This is a genomic window from Lysobacter enzymogenes, assembly GCF_023617245.1.
Lineage (GTDB): Bacteria > Pseudomonadota > Gammaproteobacteria > Xanthomonadales > Xanthomonadaceae > Lysobacter > Lysobacter yananisis.
In genome coordinates, this window is record NZ_CP067396.1 from 4103250 (window position 1) to 4118421 (window position 15172).

General features: G+C 71.3%; 18 protein-coding genes and 1 tRNA gene. 9 read left to right on the forward strand and 10 right to left on the reverse strand.

What is annotated here, in order from left to right; all coding sequences use genetic code 11:
* Positions 1-28 precede the first annotated feature (28 nt).
* Complete coding sequence (locus JHW41_RS16810) at positions 29-583, forward strand: NADAR family protein (protein ID WP_250443646.1); 555 nt, start codon at positions 29-31, stop codon at positions 581-583.
* A 104-nt stretch (positions 584-687) separates the two neighbouring features.
* On the opposite strand, the gene JHW41_RS16815 is transcribed toward JHW41_RS16810, so the two are convergent.
* Complete coding sequence (locus JHW41_RS16815) at positions 688-1092, reverse strand: DUF6165 family protein (RefSeq protein WP_057946957.1); 405 nt, start codon at positions 1090-1092, stop codon at positions 688-690.
* Between the two features lie 168 nt (positions 1093-1260).
* Between JHW41_RS16815 and JHW41_RS16820 the strand changes: the two genes are divergently transcribed.
* The 3 genes from JHW41_RS16820 (at position 1261) to JHW41_RS27205 (ending at position 2760) form a co-directional block, all read left to right on the forward strand.
* Positions 1261-1351, forward strand: a tRNA-Ser gene (locus JHW41_RS16820).
* Between the two features lie 372 nt (positions 1352-1723).
* Positions 1724-2428, forward strand: a complete 705-nt coding sequence (locus JHW41_RS16825; RefSeq protein ID WP_057946956.1) for a PP2C family protein-serine/threonine phosphatase — start codon at positions 1724-1726, stop codon at positions 2426-2428.
* A gap of 107 nt (positions 2429-2535) precedes the next feature.
* Positions 2536-2760, forward strand: coding sequence for a hypothetical protein (locus tag JHW41_RS27205; RefSeq protein WP_428995560.1), 225 nt, complete (start codon positions 2536-2538; stop codon positions 2758-2760).
* Here JHW41_RS27205 and dnaQ read toward each other — a convergent pair.
* The 3 genes from dnaQ to JHW41_RS16840 all read right to left on the reverse strand — a co-directional run bounded on the left by dnaQ (position 2670) and on the right by JHW41_RS16840 (position 4909).
* Complete coding sequence (dnaQ, locus tag JHW41_RS16830; protein WP_250443652.1) at positions 2670-3404, reverse strand: DNA polymerase III subunit epsilon; 735 nt, start codon at positions 3402-3404, stop codon at positions 2670-2672. The genes JHW41_RS27205 and dnaQ overlap by 91 nt on opposite strands.
* A gap of 102 nt (positions 3405-3506) precedes the next feature.
* A complete protein-coding gene (rnhA, locus tag JHW41_RS16835) occupies positions 3507-3977 on the reverse strand; it encodes a ribonuclease HI (protein WP_078996438.1) in 471 nt (156 codons plus the stop codon).
* A 182-nt stretch (positions 3978-4159) separates the two neighbouring features.
* The gene (locus JHW41_RS16840; RefSeq protein WP_057946954.1) at positions 4160-4909 is read right to left on the reverse strand and encodes a methyltransferase domain-containing protein; all 750 of its coding nucleotides are present in this window, start codon (positions 4907-4909) and stop codon (positions 4160-4162) included.
* 157 nt (positions 4910-5066) lie between these two features.
* On the opposite strand from JHW41_RS16840, the gene gloB reads away from it, so the two are divergent.
* Positions 5067-5849 carry a hydroxyacylglutathione hydrolase gene (gloB, locus tag JHW41_RS16845; protein WP_250443656.1) on the forward strand — a complete coding sequence of 261 codons (783 nt, stop codon included), beginning with the start codon at positions 5067-5069 and terminating at the stop codon, positions 5847-5849.
* Between the two features lie 47 nt (positions 5850-5896).
* On the forward strand, positions 5897-7375 hold the full coding sequence (locus JHW41_RS27210) for a transglycosylase SLT domain-containing protein (RefSeq protein WP_428995385.1): 1479 nt from the start codon (positions 5897-5899) through the stop codon (positions 7373-7375).
* Here the strand turns inward: JHW41_RS27210 and JHW41_RS27215 are convergent.
* A complete protein-coding gene (locus JHW41_RS27215; RefSeq protein ID WP_428995386.1) occupies positions 7264-7560 on the reverse strand; it encodes a DUF6053 domain-containing protein in 297 nt (98 codons plus the stop codon). The genes JHW41_RS27210 and JHW41_RS27215 overlap by 112 nt on opposite strands.
* On the opposite strand from JHW41_RS27215, the gene JHW41_RS27220 reads away from it, so the two are divergent.
* Positions 7478-7666 carry a DUF6053 domain-containing protein gene (locus tag JHW41_RS27220; RefSeq protein ID WP_428995387.1) on the forward strand — a complete coding sequence of 63 codons (189 nt, stop codon included), beginning with the start codon at positions 7478-7480 and terminating at the stop codon, positions 7664-7666. The genes JHW41_RS27215 and JHW41_RS27220 overlap by 83 nt on opposite strands.
* On the opposite strand, the gene JHW41_RS16860 is transcribed toward JHW41_RS27220, so the two are convergent.
* The 5 genes from JHW41_RS16860 to grxC all read right to left on the reverse strand — a co-directional run bounded on the left by JHW41_RS16860 (position 7576) and on the right by grxC (position 11843).
* Complete coding sequence (locus JHW41_RS16860) at positions 7576-8925, reverse strand: Na+/H+ antiporter NhaC family protein (protein ID WP_250443659.1); 1350 nt, start codon at positions 8923-8925, stop codon at positions 7576-7578. The genes JHW41_RS27220 and JHW41_RS16860 overlap by 91 nt on opposite strands.
* 399 nt (positions 8926-9324) lie before the next feature.
* The gene (locus tag JHW41_RS16865) at positions 9325-9561 is read right to left on the reverse strand and encodes a hypothetical protein (RefSeq protein ID WP_057946950.1); all 237 of its coding nucleotides are present in this window, start codon (positions 9559-9561) and stop codon (positions 9325-9327) included.
* Positions 9562-9791: 230 nt separating this feature from the next.
* The gene (locus tag JHW41_RS16870) at positions 9792-10805 is read right to left on the reverse strand and encodes an isocitrate dehydrogenase (protein ID WP_250443662.1); all 1014 of its coding nucleotides are present in this window, start codon (positions 10803-10805) and stop codon (positions 9792-9794) included.
* A 352-nt stretch (positions 10806-11157) separates the two neighbouring features.
* Entirely contained in the window at positions 11158-11559 is a 402-nt protein-coding gene (locus JHW41_RS16875; RefSeq protein WP_057946948.1) for a carboxymuconolactone decarboxylase family protein, read from the reverse strand.
* On the reverse strand, positions 11556-11843 hold the full coding sequence (gene grxC / locus JHW41_RS16880) for a glutaredoxin 3 (protein WP_057946947.1): 288 nt from the start codon (positions 11841-11843) through the stop codon (positions 11556-11558). The genes JHW41_RS16875 and grxC overlap by 4 nt, the downstream gene beginning before the upstream one ends.
* 345 nt (positions 11844-12188) lie before the next feature.
* On the opposite strand from grxC, the gene JHW41_RS16885 reads away from it, so the two are divergent.
* Together JHW41_RS16885 and phoB are read left to right on the forward strand one after the other, a co-directional pair.
* Positions 12189-13826: a M48 family metalloprotease gene (locus JHW41_RS16885; protein WP_250443666.1), complete on the forward strand. Its 1638-nt coding sequence runs from the start codon at positions 12189-12191 to the stop codon at positions 13824-13826.
* 629 nt (positions 13827-14455) lie between these two features.
* The gene (phoB, locus tag JHW41_RS16890; RefSeq protein WP_057946945.1) at positions 14456-15163 is read left to right on the forward strand and encodes a phosphate regulon transcriptional regulator PhoB; all 708 of its coding nucleotides are present in this window, start codon (positions 14456-14458) and stop codon (positions 15161-15163) included.
* Positions 15164-15172: the final 9 nt, after the last annotated feature.

Genomic DNA, 15172 nt, shown 5'->3' on the forward strand with positions numbered 1-15172 from the left:
GAATCGCCATCGAAAGGAATCGCCGCCCATGCTCCCGCTTTCGCTCGACCCGCTCGTCGCCGCCGTGCGCGGCGGCGCGCACTTCGACTACCTGTGCTTCTGGGGCCACCGCGCCCGGCCCGGGCAGGTCGGCAAGAGTTGCTTCAGCCAGTGGTACCCGGCCGCGTTCGAGATCGACGGCGAGCGTTACGCCACCGCCGAGCATTGGATGATGGCGGGCAAGGCGCGCTTGTTCGGCGACCAGGCCAGCGCCGCGCGCATCCTCGCCGACGCCGATCCGGCGGCGGCCAAGGCCCTGGGGCGCAAGATCGCCGGGTTCGACGAGGCGCGCTGGGTCGCGCATCGCTACCCGCTGGTGGTCGCCGGCAATCTCGCCAAGTTCGGGCAGGACCCGGCGCTGGGCGAGTTCCTGCTGGCCACCGGCGAACAGGTGCTGGTCGAAGCCAGCCCGGTCGATGCGGTGTGGGGCATCGGCCTGGCCGCCGACCACGCCGACGCGACCCGGCCGGAGCGCTGGCGCGGCCTCAACCTGCTCGGATTCGCGCTGATGGACGTGCGCGCGCAGCTGGCGGCGCGCGGCTGACGGCGGCCCCGGAGCCGCCGCGAGAGCAGACCCGGGCCGAATCCGCTAGCGTCGGGCCGGCCTGATCCCGGATGCGGCGGCCGGCGCCATCGCGGCGAACCGGCTCAGACCGGCCCGGTGCCGTAGTCCTGGTAGGACTTCTCTTCCACGTAGGTCGAACCCAGCGCCAGGTTGATCTCCTTCTTGACCCGCGCGCGCACGTCGTTCTCGACGTAGACCGAACGCGCCAGGCGGATGAACTCGGCATCGAACTCCTGGCGCTTTTCCTTGACCCGGATGTCGTCCTCGATCACCCACAGCCGCTCGTTGACCGCCTTGAGCTCGGCGCGCAGGCGCACGATGTCGTTGCCGGCGGCCGGATGCGCCATCCAGGTGCGCTCCAGCGCGGTCAGTTCGGCGCGCACGTTGGCCAGCTTGGCCTCGTCGCTCATGCGCTCGGACTTGATCTGCAGGATGGCGATCTTGTCCAGCAGTTCGCCGAAGGACACCGGGACCAGGATTTCGGACATGGGCGCGACCGTCTCGATAACGTGAGGGGCCGCTAGTGTAGCCCCGCGCCGGCGCGGCGGCTTTGCCGGCGGCGCCGGGGCGGATGCGCGCACGCACGGGCGCTTGAGCGCACGCGCCGCTTGCTCCCGCGCGCGGCAACCCGTAACATACGCGGCTCGACTGCACCCGGAGAGGTGGCAGAGCGGTTGATTGTACCTGACTCGAAATCAGGCGTACGTTTATAGCGTACCGGGGGTTCGAATCCCCCCCTCTCCGCCAGATACAGACGCAACGGGCCCCTCGCGGGCCCGTTTCGTTTTCCGGCGTCCTGCGCGCCGCCCTTCCGTCTTCGGTCCTCGTCCATGCGCCACGCCCACCGCCGCGCCCGACATCGCCGCCGCGGAGCCCGGCAGGACGCCGCGCCGGCGCGCCGCTTCATCGCCGGTTTTGCCGCGACAGGCGAATCTCGCTGCGGCGGCTGCGACGCGCGGCGCGCGCGAAGCGGCCGCAGCGCACACGCCGCCTTCATCCGCGCTCATGCATGAAGCGCAGCAGGGATCACGCTTTCCTTGCCACTAGGCCGCTCGCTCGCGATGATTCCGTATACACCTTCAGTGGCGATCCCGACGACGCGAATGGCATGACCGGCAGATGATCGAATTCGGACACCTCACGCACGTCGGCCTGCGCCGCGAACTCAACGAAGACACCTATTACGGCGACAGCGAGCTGGGCTTGTGGCTGGTCGCCGACGGCATGGGCGGGCACGAGTACGGCGAGGTCGCCAGCGCGCTGGCGCGCGAGGTGATCGTGCGCGAAGTGCGCGGCGGCTCGGCGCTGGCCCAGGCGATCCGGATCGCCGACGAGGAGATCATCCGCACCTCGCGCCGGCGCAACGACACCCTGCCGATGGGCACCACCGTGGTCGCCGCGCGCATCAACGGCAACCGCTTCGAGGTCGCCTGGGTCGGCGACAGCCGGGTCTACCTGTGGCGCGACGGCCACCTGGCCCAGCTCTCGCAGGACCACAGCTACGTGCAGGAGCTGATCGCCAACGGCGTGATCACCCACGAGCAGGCGCGCAGCCACCCGCACCGCAGCGTGGTGACCCAGGCCCTGGGCGTGACCGACCCGCGCAACCTCAACGTCGAGACCATGACCGGCGAACTGCGTCCGGGCATGCAGCTGCTGCTGTGCAGCGACGGCCTGACCGAGGAAGTCGACGACCGCGCGATCGCGCGGGTGCTGGCGCACAACGACTGCAGCGCGCAGGAATGCGTGGACTCGCTGGTGGCCGCGGCGCTGGACGGCGGCGGCTCGGACAACATCACCGTGGTGCTGGTGCGCAGCCACTGAGTTGCGCGGCCGCCCGCATGCGCTGCCTGTAGGAGCGGCCCAAGCCGCGACCGCGCGGCCATGGGCGCCGGCGCGAGCCGGGCCATGCCGCGACCGGAGCGAAAGGCATCGGGCCTGAAGGCCCTCCCACAAGAGCGACAAGGCCCCGCACGCAAAGAGGCCCTCCCACGAGAGCGGCCGGTTGCGACCGCTCTCGTGGGAGGGCCTTCAGGCCCGATGCTCTTGTCTCAGATCGCCGGACTCAAGCCTCGGCGGCCGCCGCCACCGGCGGATCGATCAGGTCCCAGACGCACTTGCCGGCCTTCTTGCGCAGCTTCTCCAGCCGCGCCTGATGCGCGGCCAGTTCCGCCGCCGGCACCACCACGCGCGGACGCGGCGCGCTCAGGTCGACCCGCACGCTGACCGGCCCTTCCTGCGCCGCCGTCGCGGCCGGATCGCCGAAGCCGATCTCCTCCTGGCCCGAGGTCAGCGCGATGTAGACCTCGCCCAGGATCTGGGCGTCGAGCAGCGCGCCGTGCAGTTGGCGGTGCGAGTTGTCCACGCCCAGGCGCTTGCACAGCGCGTCGAGCGAATTGCGCTGGCCGGGGAAGCGCTGGCGCGCCATCAGCAGCGAGTCTTCGATGCCGGTGACGTGGTCGGCGAGCTTGCCGTACTGCGCGCCGCAGATCGACAGCTCGTTGTTGAGGAAGCCGACGTCGAAGGCCGCGTTGTGGATGATCAGCTCGGCGCCGCGGATGAACTCCAGGAACGCCTCGACCACCTGCTCCATCGGCGGCTCGCCCGCCAGCCGCTCCAGCGACAGGCCGGTGACTTCCTGCGCGCCGGCCTCGAAGTCGCAATCGGGCTTGATGTATTGGTGATAGGTGCGGCCGGTGGGGCGGCGCTCGACGAACTCGACGCAGCCGATTTCGACCACGCGGTTGCCGCGCTCCCAGCTCAGGCCGGTGGTTTCGGTATCCAGGATGATTTGACGCATGCGCACATTCTAGCGAGGAGTGAGCGTGGAGAAGTGAGGAGTGAGCGAAAGCAAGCCTTCCGCTCTTTCTCACTCCTCACTTCTCCACGCTCACTCCTCGCCTCACGGCCGATACGGCCTGAGGCGCTCGGCCTGCAGGCGCGCCAGCGTATCCACGCGCTCGTTCTCCGGATGCCCGGAATGCCCCTTGACCCATTTCCAGTCGATCGAATGGCGCTGGCTGGCCGCGTGCAGGCGTTCCCACAGGTCGCGGTTCTTGACCGGGTCGCCGCCGGCGGTCTTCCAGCCGCGGCGCGCCCAGTTGCCGATCCACTCGGTGATGCCCTTGCGCACGTACTGCGAGTCGGTGGTCAGCACCACCTGGCAAGGCTCGGTCAGCGCTTCCAGGGCCATGATCGCGCCCATCAGCTCCATCCGGTTGTTGGTGGTGTCGGGCTCGCCGCCGGAGAGTTCGCGCTCGTGGCCCTTGTAGCGCATCAGCGCGGCCCAGCCGCCGGGGCCGGGGTTGCCGAGGCAGGCGCCGTCGGTATGGATGGACACGATCTTGTCGGCGCCCGGGTCGGTTTGGCTCACGCAGCGTCACTCATGAAAAACGGCGACGCATTATCGCTGTTTCGGCGCCGGGCGTTGCGGCGGCCGGCTCGGGCAAGGCAGGTTCGGACAAAGCGGGCTCGGACAACGCAGGTTCGGGCCGGGTAGGTTCGGGCCGGGCGGCTCGGCGGCGGACGTCGCCGTGCAGGCGAACCGCGCGGCCCTTAGCCCGCGCCGTCTTCGCGCTTGCGCGCGGCCGCGCCGCGCTGGGCGGCGGCGTCGCGCGGGACCAGCCCGGTCTGCCAGCGCAGTTGCTGCAGCCGCGTCGGCGGGATCGCCGCGTGCACGCGCTTGGTCAGGCTCAACGCCAGCCCGGCGCGCAACACGTCGGCGGCGCCGATGCCGCCGGCCTCGCCGTGCGCGGCGCGCCAGCGCGGGCCGAGCCATTGCAGGCTGACCGGATCGGCGGCGAAGCCCGAACTGCGCAGCGCCGCCTGCCAATGCCCGGCGTCGCGCGCGCGCAGGCCGCTGCGCGCCCAGCGCAGCCGGTACGGGCTCCAGGGATTGAGCGTGGCCAGCCACAGCCGCCCGCCCGGGGCGAGGATGCGCGCGCATTCGCCCAGCAGCGGCAGCGGGTCGGCGCCGTCGTCGAACACGTGCTGTAGCAGCACCGCGCCGAACGCCTCGCTGGCCAGCGGCAACGGCAGCCGGCAGCGCAACGCGCCGTCGAAGCCCTCGGCGCTGCGGCGCAGGGCCACGCCGCGCCCATGCGGCGGCTGCGCCGCGGCGACCCCGAACCAGGCCCAGGGCAGCGGCGGACTGGCGCCTAGTACCCGCGCCATCGCCCCGGATTCGACCTCCAGCAGGCCGTGCCCGGAGACCTCGCCGAACCAGCGCAGGGCCGCGCCCTGGCCCGGCGCGGGGCCGGGTCCGTGACCGGGGTCGGGTTGACGTCCGTGGGACAGGGCGGGCATGGTCGCGTCTCGGTAGGGGGCCGGGACCGCCGTGGCGGGTCCGGAGCCGAGCGATGGATATAGCAAAAACACCGCGGCGCCGGCGCGACACGCCCCGGCGCTGCCCAGCCTACTGCGGCGGCGTCCCCGCCGCGCGTGCGCCAGGAGATCCGGTTCGATGCGGCTGACCGCCCTGCCCGCCCTCAGCGACAACTACATCTGGGTCCTGGCCGGCGACGACGGCCGCGCCCTGATCGTCGACCCCGGCGAGCCCGGCCCGGTGCTGGCCGCGGCGGCCGATGGCCTGCTCCCGGAGGCGATCCTGCTGACCCACCATCACAACGACCACATCGGCGGAACCGCGGCGTTGCTCGAACGTTGGCCGCAGATCCCGGTGTATTCGCCGCAGGACGAACGCATCGCCGAAGCCACCCAGCGGCTCGGCGAAGGCGCCCGGTTCGACGCCGCCGGGCACGCGGTGCGCGTCCTGGAAGTGCCCGGTCATACCCGCAGCCACGTCGCCTACGTGCTCGACGACGGCCCGGACGGCGCCCCGCTGGCGTTCACCGGCGACACCTTGTTCAGCCTGGGCTGTGGCCGCCTGTTCGAAGGTACGCCCGCCCAGATGCTGGCCTCGCTGGATCGGCTGGCCGCCCTGCCCGACCCGACCCGGGTCTGCTGCGGCCACGAATACACCCTGTCCAACGCCGCCTTCGCGCGCGTGGTCGACCCCGACAACCCGGCGCTGCGGCGCCGCATCGAACAGGCCCAGGCCATGCGCAACGCCGGACTCGCGACCCTGCCCGTCACCCTCGCCGAGGAACGCGCGACCAACCCGTTCCTGCGCAGCCGCGCGCCGGCGCTGGTCGCCGCGGTGGCCGCGCGCCTGGGCCGCGCGCCCGCCGACGAGGTCGAGACCTTCGCCGAATTGCGCAGCTGGAAGGACGGGTTTCGCGCGTGAGCGGGCCGCGCGATCGCCGCACGCCGGCCCGCCCAAGGCCGGACCGGATGCCGGCCGACGCCGTCGGCCCGCGAGCGGCGCCCCGCCGCCGCCGGCTGCTCGCCGCGCTCGCCGCCGGCCTGTGCTGGCTGGCGGCGCTGCCCGCCAGCGCGGCCGAAGCGCCGACCGCCGCGCCGCAGGAGGCCGGCCCGACCCGCAACGGCCGCGAGATCTACCGCAGCTTCCGCGACGGCCTCGCCGACCAGAGCTGCGAACCCGGGGTCAGCACCCGCTGGCGCCAGCACTTCGCCAACGCGCCGCGGCGCCTGGCGGCCCAGGACGACGACCTGCTGCCGCTGTTCGGCTACGTGGTCGACGCCCTGCGCGAGAACCACCTGCCGACCGAATACGCGCTGATCCCCTTCGTCGAGAGCGGCTACCGCCCCGGCGCGCGCAGCGCCGCCGGCCCGGCCGGGCTGTGGCAGATGATCGCGATCACCGCGCGCAACCACCGCGTGCCGATGCGCGAGGGCTACGACGGCCGCCTGTCGCCGGTGGAATCGACCCAGGCCGCGGTGCGTTATCTCAAGACCCTGCACGGCATGTTCGGCGGCGACTGGCGGCTGGCGGTGATGGCCTACAACGCCGGCGAGTACCGCGTGTTCAACGCGATCAAGCGCGCCGGGGTCAACATCGCCGACGCCCGCCACGACCAGCTGACCGGCCTGTCCGACATCACCACCGCCTATGTGCGCAAGCTGCACGCGCTGTCGTGCCTGATGGAACAGGCCGACGATCGCGAAGAATGGCTGTCCGCGCTCGACCGGCCGGTGCCGCGGCTGGCCGCGGTGACCGTGCCCGACGGCGTCGACAGCATCGGCGAATGGGCCGCGCGCACCGACCAGGACGTGGCCTGGCTGCAACGCCTGAACCCGGCGTTCGGCGACGGCCGCATCGGCCGTCCCGGCGGCCGCCGCGCGCCGCTGCTGGCGGTGGCCGCGAACGCGGTCGGCGCGCCGGCCGCGGCCGCGCCGGAGCTGGCGACCGCCTCGGGCGAACTGCCGCCCAGCGAAGGCCGGGCGACCGCCGCCGCGCCGAGCAAACTGGATGAGCGCGCGGACAAAGAATCCCGTCCGCTCGCCGCGCTCAAGCCCGGCGAAACCGCGAAGGCCGATGCGAAGGCCGTGGCGGCGGTCAAACCGGCCGAGCCGGCGAAGAACGGTCCCGCCGCGCCCAAGCCGGGCGATGCGGCCAAGAGCGAGGTCAGGCTTGCCGCCCACGCTGCGCGCGACGGCGAACCCACGACCCTGGGCTCGGCCGAAGACGCCCGCGTCGAACCGCTCGCGCGTCCGGCCAAGCCGCAGCGCGCCCAGGCGACCGCGCCGCGCAAGCACACCGTCGGCCGCGGCGAGAATCCCTGGACCATCGCCAAACGCTACGGCGTGCGCGCCGCCGACCTGCTCAAGCTCAACGGCCTGGCCGCCGGCGCGGTGCTCAAGCCCGGGCAGGCGCTGTTGATCGATCCGCCGACGGGCAAGCGCAAGTAAGCGCCGCGGACGGCATGGCGCAACGAAAAAGCCCGGCATCGCCGGGCTTTTTCGCGCTTGCGGCAGGGACCCCGGCCCGGACGCGCCGAGCGCTTCGTTCTTGTGGGAGGGACTTCAGTCCCGATGCTCTTCGCTCGGATCGCGGCGATCCGGCGCAAAAGCGTCGGGACTGAAGTCCCTCCCACAACAGCCGGTTCGGTTTACCGCGCCGCCACGACCTCTTCGGTCTTGAGCTTGCGCGACGGCCACAGCATCGCGACGATCGTCACCGCGCCCAGCAACCAGCTGTAGTGCACGTTGCCGACCAGTTGCAGCGGCGAGACCTTGCTCAGCGACGCGGCCAGCAGGATCTGCGCGCCATAGGGCAGCACGCCCTGGGTCACGCAGGCGAAGATGTCGAGCACGCTGGCCGCGCGCGCCGGCGGCACGCCGTGCTGTTGCGCCACGTCGCGCGCCAGCCCGCCGCTGATCAGGATCGCCACCGTGTTGTTGGCGGTGAACACGTCGGTGGTCGCCGACAGCGCGGCGATGCTGACCTCGCCGGCGCGGCGGCTGCGGTGGCCGCGGGCGAACTTGCCGATGACCTGCGCCAGCCAGGCCAGCCCGCCGGCCGCCTTCATCAGCGCGCCCAGGCCGCCGACCAGCAGCGACAGCAGGGTGATCTCGACCATGCTCTCGAAGCCGTCCCAAATGTGCGTGGTGTAGGCGGCGAAGCCGAAATCCTCGGCGAAGAACACCCCGAACAGGCCGGCCACCACCAGCCCCAGGCTCAGCACGATGATCACGTCGACCCCGGCGATGGCCAGGCCGAGCACGATCAGGTACGGCAGGATCAGCCACGGCGAGACCGGATCGGGCGTCTGCACCGGCGCGGTTTCGCCGAGGAACCCCAGCAGCACCAGGGTGCCCAGCGCCGCCGGCAGCGCCAGCTTGAGGTTCTCGCGGAACTTCTCGCGCATGGTGCAGCCCTGGGTGCGGCTGGCGACGATGGCGGTGTCGGAGATCACCGACAGGTTGTCGCCGAAGGTGGCGCCGCCGATCACCGCGCCGAGCACCAGCGCGCGGTCCAGGCCGGACGCGTCGGACACGCCCAGGGCGATCGGCGCGACCGCGGCGATGGTGCCCATCGAGGTGCCCAGCGACATCGAGATGAAGCCGGCGACCACGAACAGCGCCGGCAGCAACAGCGCGGGATGCACGTTGCCGACGCCGAGCGCGACGATCGCGTCGACCGCGCCGATCGCCTTGGACACTTCGACGAAGCCGCCGGCGAGCAGGAAGATCAGGCACATCAGCACCACGTTGTGGTCGCCCATGCCCTCCAGCAGGGTCTCCAGCGGCTTGATCCCGCGCCGCCAGGCGATGAACGCGGCCAGCGCCAGCGCCGGCAGGATCGCCACCGGCGCGTGCAGTTGGTAGAAGCCCATCGCGTCGCCGTGCGCGGTGAAGTACAGCCCGGCGCCGAAGAACAGCGCCAGGAACAGCAGCAGCGGGGTCAGGGCCAGGGCGCTGGGGACGATCGGCGCGCCCGGACGCAGCGGTTCATTCATCGCTTCATCCAGATGGATTAGAAAACCGTGCGATTTTGCAGTGCAGCACACACTCCTGTCGAGTGCCCGGGATGGAATGCTGTGGCGGGATAAATACTGACTGGGGCGATCCGGCGCTTGCCGCCGCTGTTTGTAGGAGCGGCGCAAGCCGCGACCGCGCCGATACAGCTGCGGCGAAACCCTGGCGAGCCGGCGCCTCGCTGGTCTCGCGGCGTGGAAAGACGAGGCTATCGGGCTTGCGCCGTAGTTGCGACGACGCGGTCGCGGCTCGCGCCGCTCCTACAAGGGGCAGCCGGGGTGGCCTGGGCATCGGGCGCAAACGCAACGGGGCGCCCGCAGGCGCCCCGTCGGAACCGCGCGGCGACCCGGGTGCGACGCCCGGACCGCGGCCGCACCGGATCAGATCACGACGATGCAGCGGCCGCGGGTGTCGCAGATGGCGTACAGCTGCCAGATGTTGGCGTCGCACAGATAGATCCGCGAGCTGCCGTTGGACGCGTACTCGCGCACCTGCTGGCCCTGGTTGGCGGCGGTGCACGTGCCCGGGGCCGGGATCGCCGCGACCGTGCCGGCCGCGCCCATCAGCGCCACCGCGAACAGCGCCAGCATCTTGCTCTTCATCTTCCTGATCTTCATGACATTCCTCGATGCGAACCTGACCGCCGGGGTGCGGGGCCGCCGCCACGCGCCCCTGCGCCGGCGGACATCGATGCGTGCGGCCCCCGGGGCAGTCGACGGCGACCTGCCCGATCTCGCCGCCGGAGCCTAGCGCCCCGCGCCGTGCGCGGGCGTGCGGTACGCCGCAAAAACGAACGGGGCGCCGCACTCGCGCGCGGCGCCCCGTCCCAAGATCGCCTGTCGCCCGCTTACGCGATCGCGCGGCTGGCGATGGCCTTGGCGAACGACATCGTATTGCCGTCGCCGCCCAGGTCCGGGGTCAGCGAGTCCTTGGCTTCGAGCGTGGCGATGATGGCTTCGCGCAGCTTGGTCGCCTTCTCCGGCTGGCCGAGGTGGTCGAGCATCTGCGCGGCGCCGAGCAGCAGCGCGCACGGATTGGCGATGCCCTTGCCGGCGATGTCAGGCGCCGAGCCGTGCACGGCTTCGAAGATCGCCGCGTCGGTGCCGATGTTGGCGCCCGGGGCCAGGCCGAGGCCGCCGACGAGGCCGGCGCACAGGTCGGAGATGATGTCGCCGAACAGGTTGGTGGTGACGATGATGTCGAACTGCTCCGGACGCATCACCAACTGCATGCAGGTGTTGTCCACGATCATCTCGTTGCACTGGATGTCGGGATACTGCTGGGCCACTTCGCGCGCGGTCTTCAGGAACAGGCCCGACGTCGACTTCAGGATGTTGGCCTTGTGCACCACGGTGACCTTCTTGCGGCCGGTCTTGCGGGCCAGGTCGAAGGCGTAGCGCACGATGCGCTCGGAGCCGCGGCGGGTGATCTTCTGGGTCAGCATCGCGGTCTCGCCGTCTTCCGACAGGGTCTGACCTTCGCCGATGTACGCGCCTTCGGTGTTCTCGCGCACGGTGATCAGGTCCACGCCCGAGGGGAAGCGCGACTTGGTGTTCGGGAACGACTTGGCCGGACGCACGTTGGCGTACAGGTCGAAGCGCTTGCGCAGCTCGACGTTGATCGAGCTGAAGCCCTCGCCGACCGGGGTGGTCAGCGGGCTCTTGAGGGCGATGCGGTGCTTGCGGATCGAATCCAGCGTGGCCTGCGGCAGCAGCTCGCCGTGCTTCTCCAGGGCGACGAGGCCGGCGTCGGCGAACTCGTAGCTCAGGCCGACGTTCATCGCGTCGAGCACGTGCAGGGTGGCGTCCATGATCTCCGGGCCGATGCCGTCGCCACGGATGACCGTAATCGTTTGCGTCATGAGGGAATTCTTCCAGCAGTAGGGCGGGCGCCCGCTGAGGCGCGGCGCACGAATCGAACGGTGTTAACCGCACAATTATGCCGGAAGCGGCCCCGGCCTGCATTCGCGGGCGTACTGGACCAAGGTCGGATGGCCTGAATCGGCGGATCCCGCCCGATTGGGTTAAAGCCGCGGCTGCCCCCTGTAGGAGCGGCGCAAGCCGCGACCGCGCCATCGCGGCCACGGCGCAAGCCGCGGGTCATGCGTCTTCCCGAACCGCGAGACCGGCTTGGCGCCGGCTCGCTGGAGTTTCGTCGTCGTTGCGTTGGCGCGGTCGCGGCTTGCGCCGCTCCAACAGGAGGCTTCGGGTCGATCAGCCGTGGTCGTGGGCGGCGGGGGCCGCCGATTCGCCGGCTTCGAGCTGGTCGAGGAAATCGACCGCGCGGCGCAGGTGCGGGATCACGATCGAGCCGCCGACCACCAGGCCGACCGAGAAGGTCTCGAACATTTCGTCGCGGTCGACCCCGGCTTCCTTGCACTGGGCGACGTGGTAGCTGATGCAGTCGTCGCAACGCAGCACCAGCGACGCGACCAGGCCCAGCAGTTCCTTGGTCTTCACGTCCAGCGCGCCGGCCTGATAGGTCTGGGTGTCGAGGGCGAAGAAGCGCCGCACGACCTGGTTGGGCTCGGCCAGGATGCGCTCGTTCATGCGCTTGCGGAACGCGGTGAATTCGGCGACGCGGTCCTTCTGCGCCTGCTCGTCGGCGCCGCTCATGCCGCGCCCGCCAGCAAGGGCTCCAGCCCGCCGGCGCGGTGCAGCGCCATCATGTCGTCGTAGCCGCCGACGTGGGTCTCGCCGACGAAGATCTGCGGCACGCTGGTGCGGCGGGTGCGGGCGATCATCTTCTCGCGCTCGGCCGGGTCCAGGTCGATGCGCACCTCGCTCCAGGTCTGGCCCTTGCTCTTGAGGAAGTTCTTGGCGGCGACGCAGTACGGGCAGATCGCGGTGGTGTAGATCACGATGGCCGGCGCCGGGGTCTGGGAGGCGGTGTCGCTCAAAACGGTTCTCCGGAAACTTCGGGATGGGCTTGCGGTCGATATATGGACGCGCACCGGCGCAGTTTAAAGCGTGCCGGTGGAATGCAGTCCGTCGCGGTGCAATACGCTTGCGTCGGGTCGTGGCGCCGGGTCAGGGTGGCGGGATCGCGCGGGCGGCGGAATCAACGGCAGGATTAACGGCGGATTCACGCCCGCGTCGCAGCGCGGCGTCATCCTGCCGGCAGCGGCCCGATCCCGGCCCGATCCCGGCGTGATTCCGGCCCGACGCGCTTGCGCCGCGGCCGCAACCCCGTCCGTCCGCGTCGTCCGTCTTTCGTAAGTCACGCATCCACCGAGGAATCCCGCTTGCGCCGCATCGCCCTGCTCGCCGCCGCCGTCACCTTCGCCCTGGGCAGCGCCTGCGCCGGAGCGCAGGAAAACAAGCTGCCCGACATCGGCTCCTCGGCCGCGGAGCTGCTGACCCCGGCCAAGCAGCGCGAGTACGGCTCGATGATGCTGGCGCAGCTGCGCCACTACGACTACCTGCTCGAAGACCCGCTGATCGACGGCTGGCTCGACACCCTCGGCACGCGCCTGGCCGCCAACAGCGACAAGCCGCGCCAGCCGTTCACCTTCTTCCTGCTGCGCGAGCGCCAGATCAACGCCTTCGCGACCCTCGGCGGCTACATCGGGGTCAACTCCGGCCTGGTGCTGACCGCCGAGCGCGAGGACGAGGTCGCCGCGGTGCTCTCGCACGAAATCGCCCACGTCACCCAGCAGCACGTGCTGCGCGGGGTCGAGCGCGCCCAGCGCGACCAGTTGCCGATCCTGCTGGCGATGCTCGGCGCGGTGATCGCCGCGCAAAGCGCCGGCACCAACTCCCAGGACGACGCGACCATGGCCGCGATCACCTCCGGCCTGGGCCTGATGCAGCAGCGCCAGATCAACTACACCCGCTCCAACGAGTCCGAGGCCGACCGCATCGGCATCCAGACCCTGTACCGCAGCAACTACGACACCGAGGCCATGGCCGGCTTCTTCCAGCGCATGCAGCTCGCCTCGCGCAGCAACAAGGCCAATTGGTACGGCGAGGCGCCGGACTACCTGATGACCCACCCGGTCACCACCACCCGCATCAGCGAGGCCAAGGAGCGCGCCGAGCAGATCGCGGCCAGGAACAGCCTCACCGCGGTCACCGCCACGCCCAACGCGACCCGGGTCGAACGCATCCCGAAGGCGCCGATCAGCTTGCCGCCGAACGCGGCCGGCACCGACAATCCGCTGCTGCCCAGCGGGATCAAGCTCAGCGACGCGGGGCTCAGCTCCGGCGGCACCGGCCTGTTCGACTACGCGCGCGAGCGGATGCGGGTGCTCAGCGCCGACTCGGCGCGCGATGCGGTTCGCGAGTACGAGAAGCTCGGCAAGGACAGCGACGCCAAGCGCTACGGGCTGGCGCTGGCGCAGCTGCGCGCCAACCAGACCGCGGCCGCGACCGAGGCGCTGGCCGCGCTGCTGGACAAGCACCCCGGCCAGCTGTGGCTGAGCCTGGCGATGGGCGAGGCCGAGGCCCAGGCCGGCAAATACCCCGCCGCCGACGCCCGCTTCGAGGCCCTGCTGCGGCACAGCCCGAACAACCGCGCGGTCGCCCTGACCTACGCCAAGGTCCTCAACGACCGCGCCACCGCCGCGGCCGGCCAGCGCGCCCAGGCGGTGCTGCGGCCGCTGCTGGGCGCCTACGCCGACGACCCGCTGCTGCAGCAGAGCTTCGCCCGCGCCTGCGAGATCGCCGGCGACTCGATCCGCGCCGGCGAGGCCTACGCCGAGGCCGCCTACCTTCGCGGCCGGCCGGAGCAGGCCCTGGTCCAGCTCAACAACCTCAAGCGCAAGCCGGACCTGGACTATTACGCCCGCGCCCGGATCGAGGCGCGCATCGCCGCGATCACGCCGACGGTGCTGGAGCTCAAGCGCCAGGGCGTGCGCGACGAGGACTTGCGGCGGCAGTAGGGCGCCGCGGCGGCCGCCTGCGGCCGCGACCGGCGCTTCCGATGGCCGTCCGGGCCGGAGCCCGTCCGAGCCCGTCCAGGCCGGATACGGCGTCTGGATCGCCCCGCTTGGCGGCCCGACCCGCGGCCCGACCCGCAGCGCGGCAAGGGCACGCGCCCCGCCCCGGCCGGCATCAAGCTGAACGAATTCAGTCCCCGCATCACGCAATCGAGGGGATCGCCGTCGCCGTTGCGTCTATACCCAGGACGCCCCGCTCTCCGTCCGCCGCGACGGCGGCGAAACCGGCGCGTCGCATTGGCCCGACCGCTCGCCCAGCCCGCAGGACCGGCCCCGCCGGACGACGCCGAACCGTCGTCCGCATGCCGCCGCATTGCCATCGCGATGTAACCTGTCCGCCAAACTACGCGGCTGCGCCGACGGCGCCGATCGCGCGCGCAACGCCGCCGAAATCGACGCCACGCACGCAAGTTGCCGTCCCGATTGGAGCATTCCGGCCGACCGTGCACATCCGGCCGACAGCGCCGGGTCCACAATGCCGCCCGTCCCGTGTCATGGACACGTCATAAAACGGTAGTGTACTGGCGCGGTTTCAGGGACGAACCCCTACCCCGCCTCCCCTCGGTGACCGTGTGCAGAAGCGCATCCTGATAGTCGAAGACGAACCCGCCATCCGCGACATGGTGTCCTTTGCCCTGCGCAAGGGCGAATACGATCCCGTCCACGCCGGCGACGCCCGCGAAGCCCAGGCGGCCATCGCCGACCGCGTCCCGGACCTGATCCTGCTGGACTGGATGCTGCCCGGCACCAGCGGCCTCGAGCTGGCCCGGCGCTGGCGCAAGGAATCGCTGACGCGCGAGATTCCGATCATCATGCTGACCGCGCGCGGCGAAGAGAACGACCGCGTCGGCGGCCTGGAAGCCGGCGTCGACGACTACGTCGTCAAACCCTTTTCGGCGCGCGAGCTGCTGGCGCGCATCCGCGCGGTGCTGCGCCGCTCGCGCGAGGACGACGAAGACGGCAGCGTCGGCGTCGGCCCGCTGCGCATCGACGGCGCCGCCCACCGGGTGTTCGCCCAGGTCGACGGCGGCGACCAGCCGGTCCAGATCGGCCCGACCGAATACCGCCTGCTGCATTTCTTCATGACCCACCCCGAACGCGTCTATTCGCGCACCCAACTGCTCGACCACGTCTGGGGCGGCAGCGTGTACGTGGAGGAGCGCACGGTCGACGTGCACATCCGCCGCCTGCGCAAGACGCTGGAGCCGCACCGGCTCGACGGCATGGTCCAGACCGTGCGCGGAGCGGGCTACCGCTTCTCCGCCTCGCTCGCCGCGTAAGCTGGGGGT

Coding starts and splice junctions, on each gene's coding strand:
- dnaQ (WP_250443652.1), bottom strand. CDS start 3,404: ATGCGTCAAATCATCCTGGATACCGAAACCACCGGCCTGAGCTGGGAG.
- gloB (WP_250443656.1), top strand. CDS start 5,067: ATGCGGCTGACCGCCCTGCCCGCCCTCAGCGACAACTACATCTGGGTC.
- JHW41_RS16815 (WP_057946957.1), bottom strand. CDS start 1,092: ATGTCCGAAATCCTGGTCCCGGTGTCCTTCGGCGAACTGCTGGACAAG.
- JHW41_RS16810 (WP_250443646.1), top strand. CDS start 29: ATGCTCCCGCTTTCGCTCGACCCGCTCGTCGCCGCCGTGCGCGGCGGC.
- JHW41_RS27210 (WP_428995385.1), top strand. CDS start 5,897: ATGCCGGCCGACGCCGTCGGCCCGCGAGCGGCGCCCCGCCGCCGCCGG.
- JHW41_RS16860 (WP_250443659.1), bottom strand. CDS start 8,925: ATGAATGAACCGCTGCGTCCGGGCGCGCCGATCGTCCCCAGCGCCCTG.
- JHW41_RS16825 (WP_057946956.1), top strand. CDS start 1,724: ATGATCGAATTCGGACACCTCACGCACGTCGGCCTGCGCCGCGAACTC.
- JHW41_RS16840 (WP_057946954.1), bottom strand. CDS start 4,909: ATGCCCGCCCTGTCCCACGGACGTCAACCCGACCCCGGTCACGGACCC.
- JHW41_RS16870 (WP_250443662.1), bottom strand. CDS start 10,805: ATGACGCAAACGATTACGGTCATCCGTGGCGACGGCATCGGCCCGGAG.
- JHW41_RS16875 (WP_057946948.1), bottom strand. CDS start 11,559: ATGAGCGGCGCCGACGAGCAGGCGCAGAAGGACCGCGTCGCCGAATTC.
- JHW41_RS16865 (WP_057946950.1), bottom strand. CDS start 9,561: ATGAAGATCAGGAAGATGAAGAGCAAGATGCTGGCGCTGTTCGCGGTG.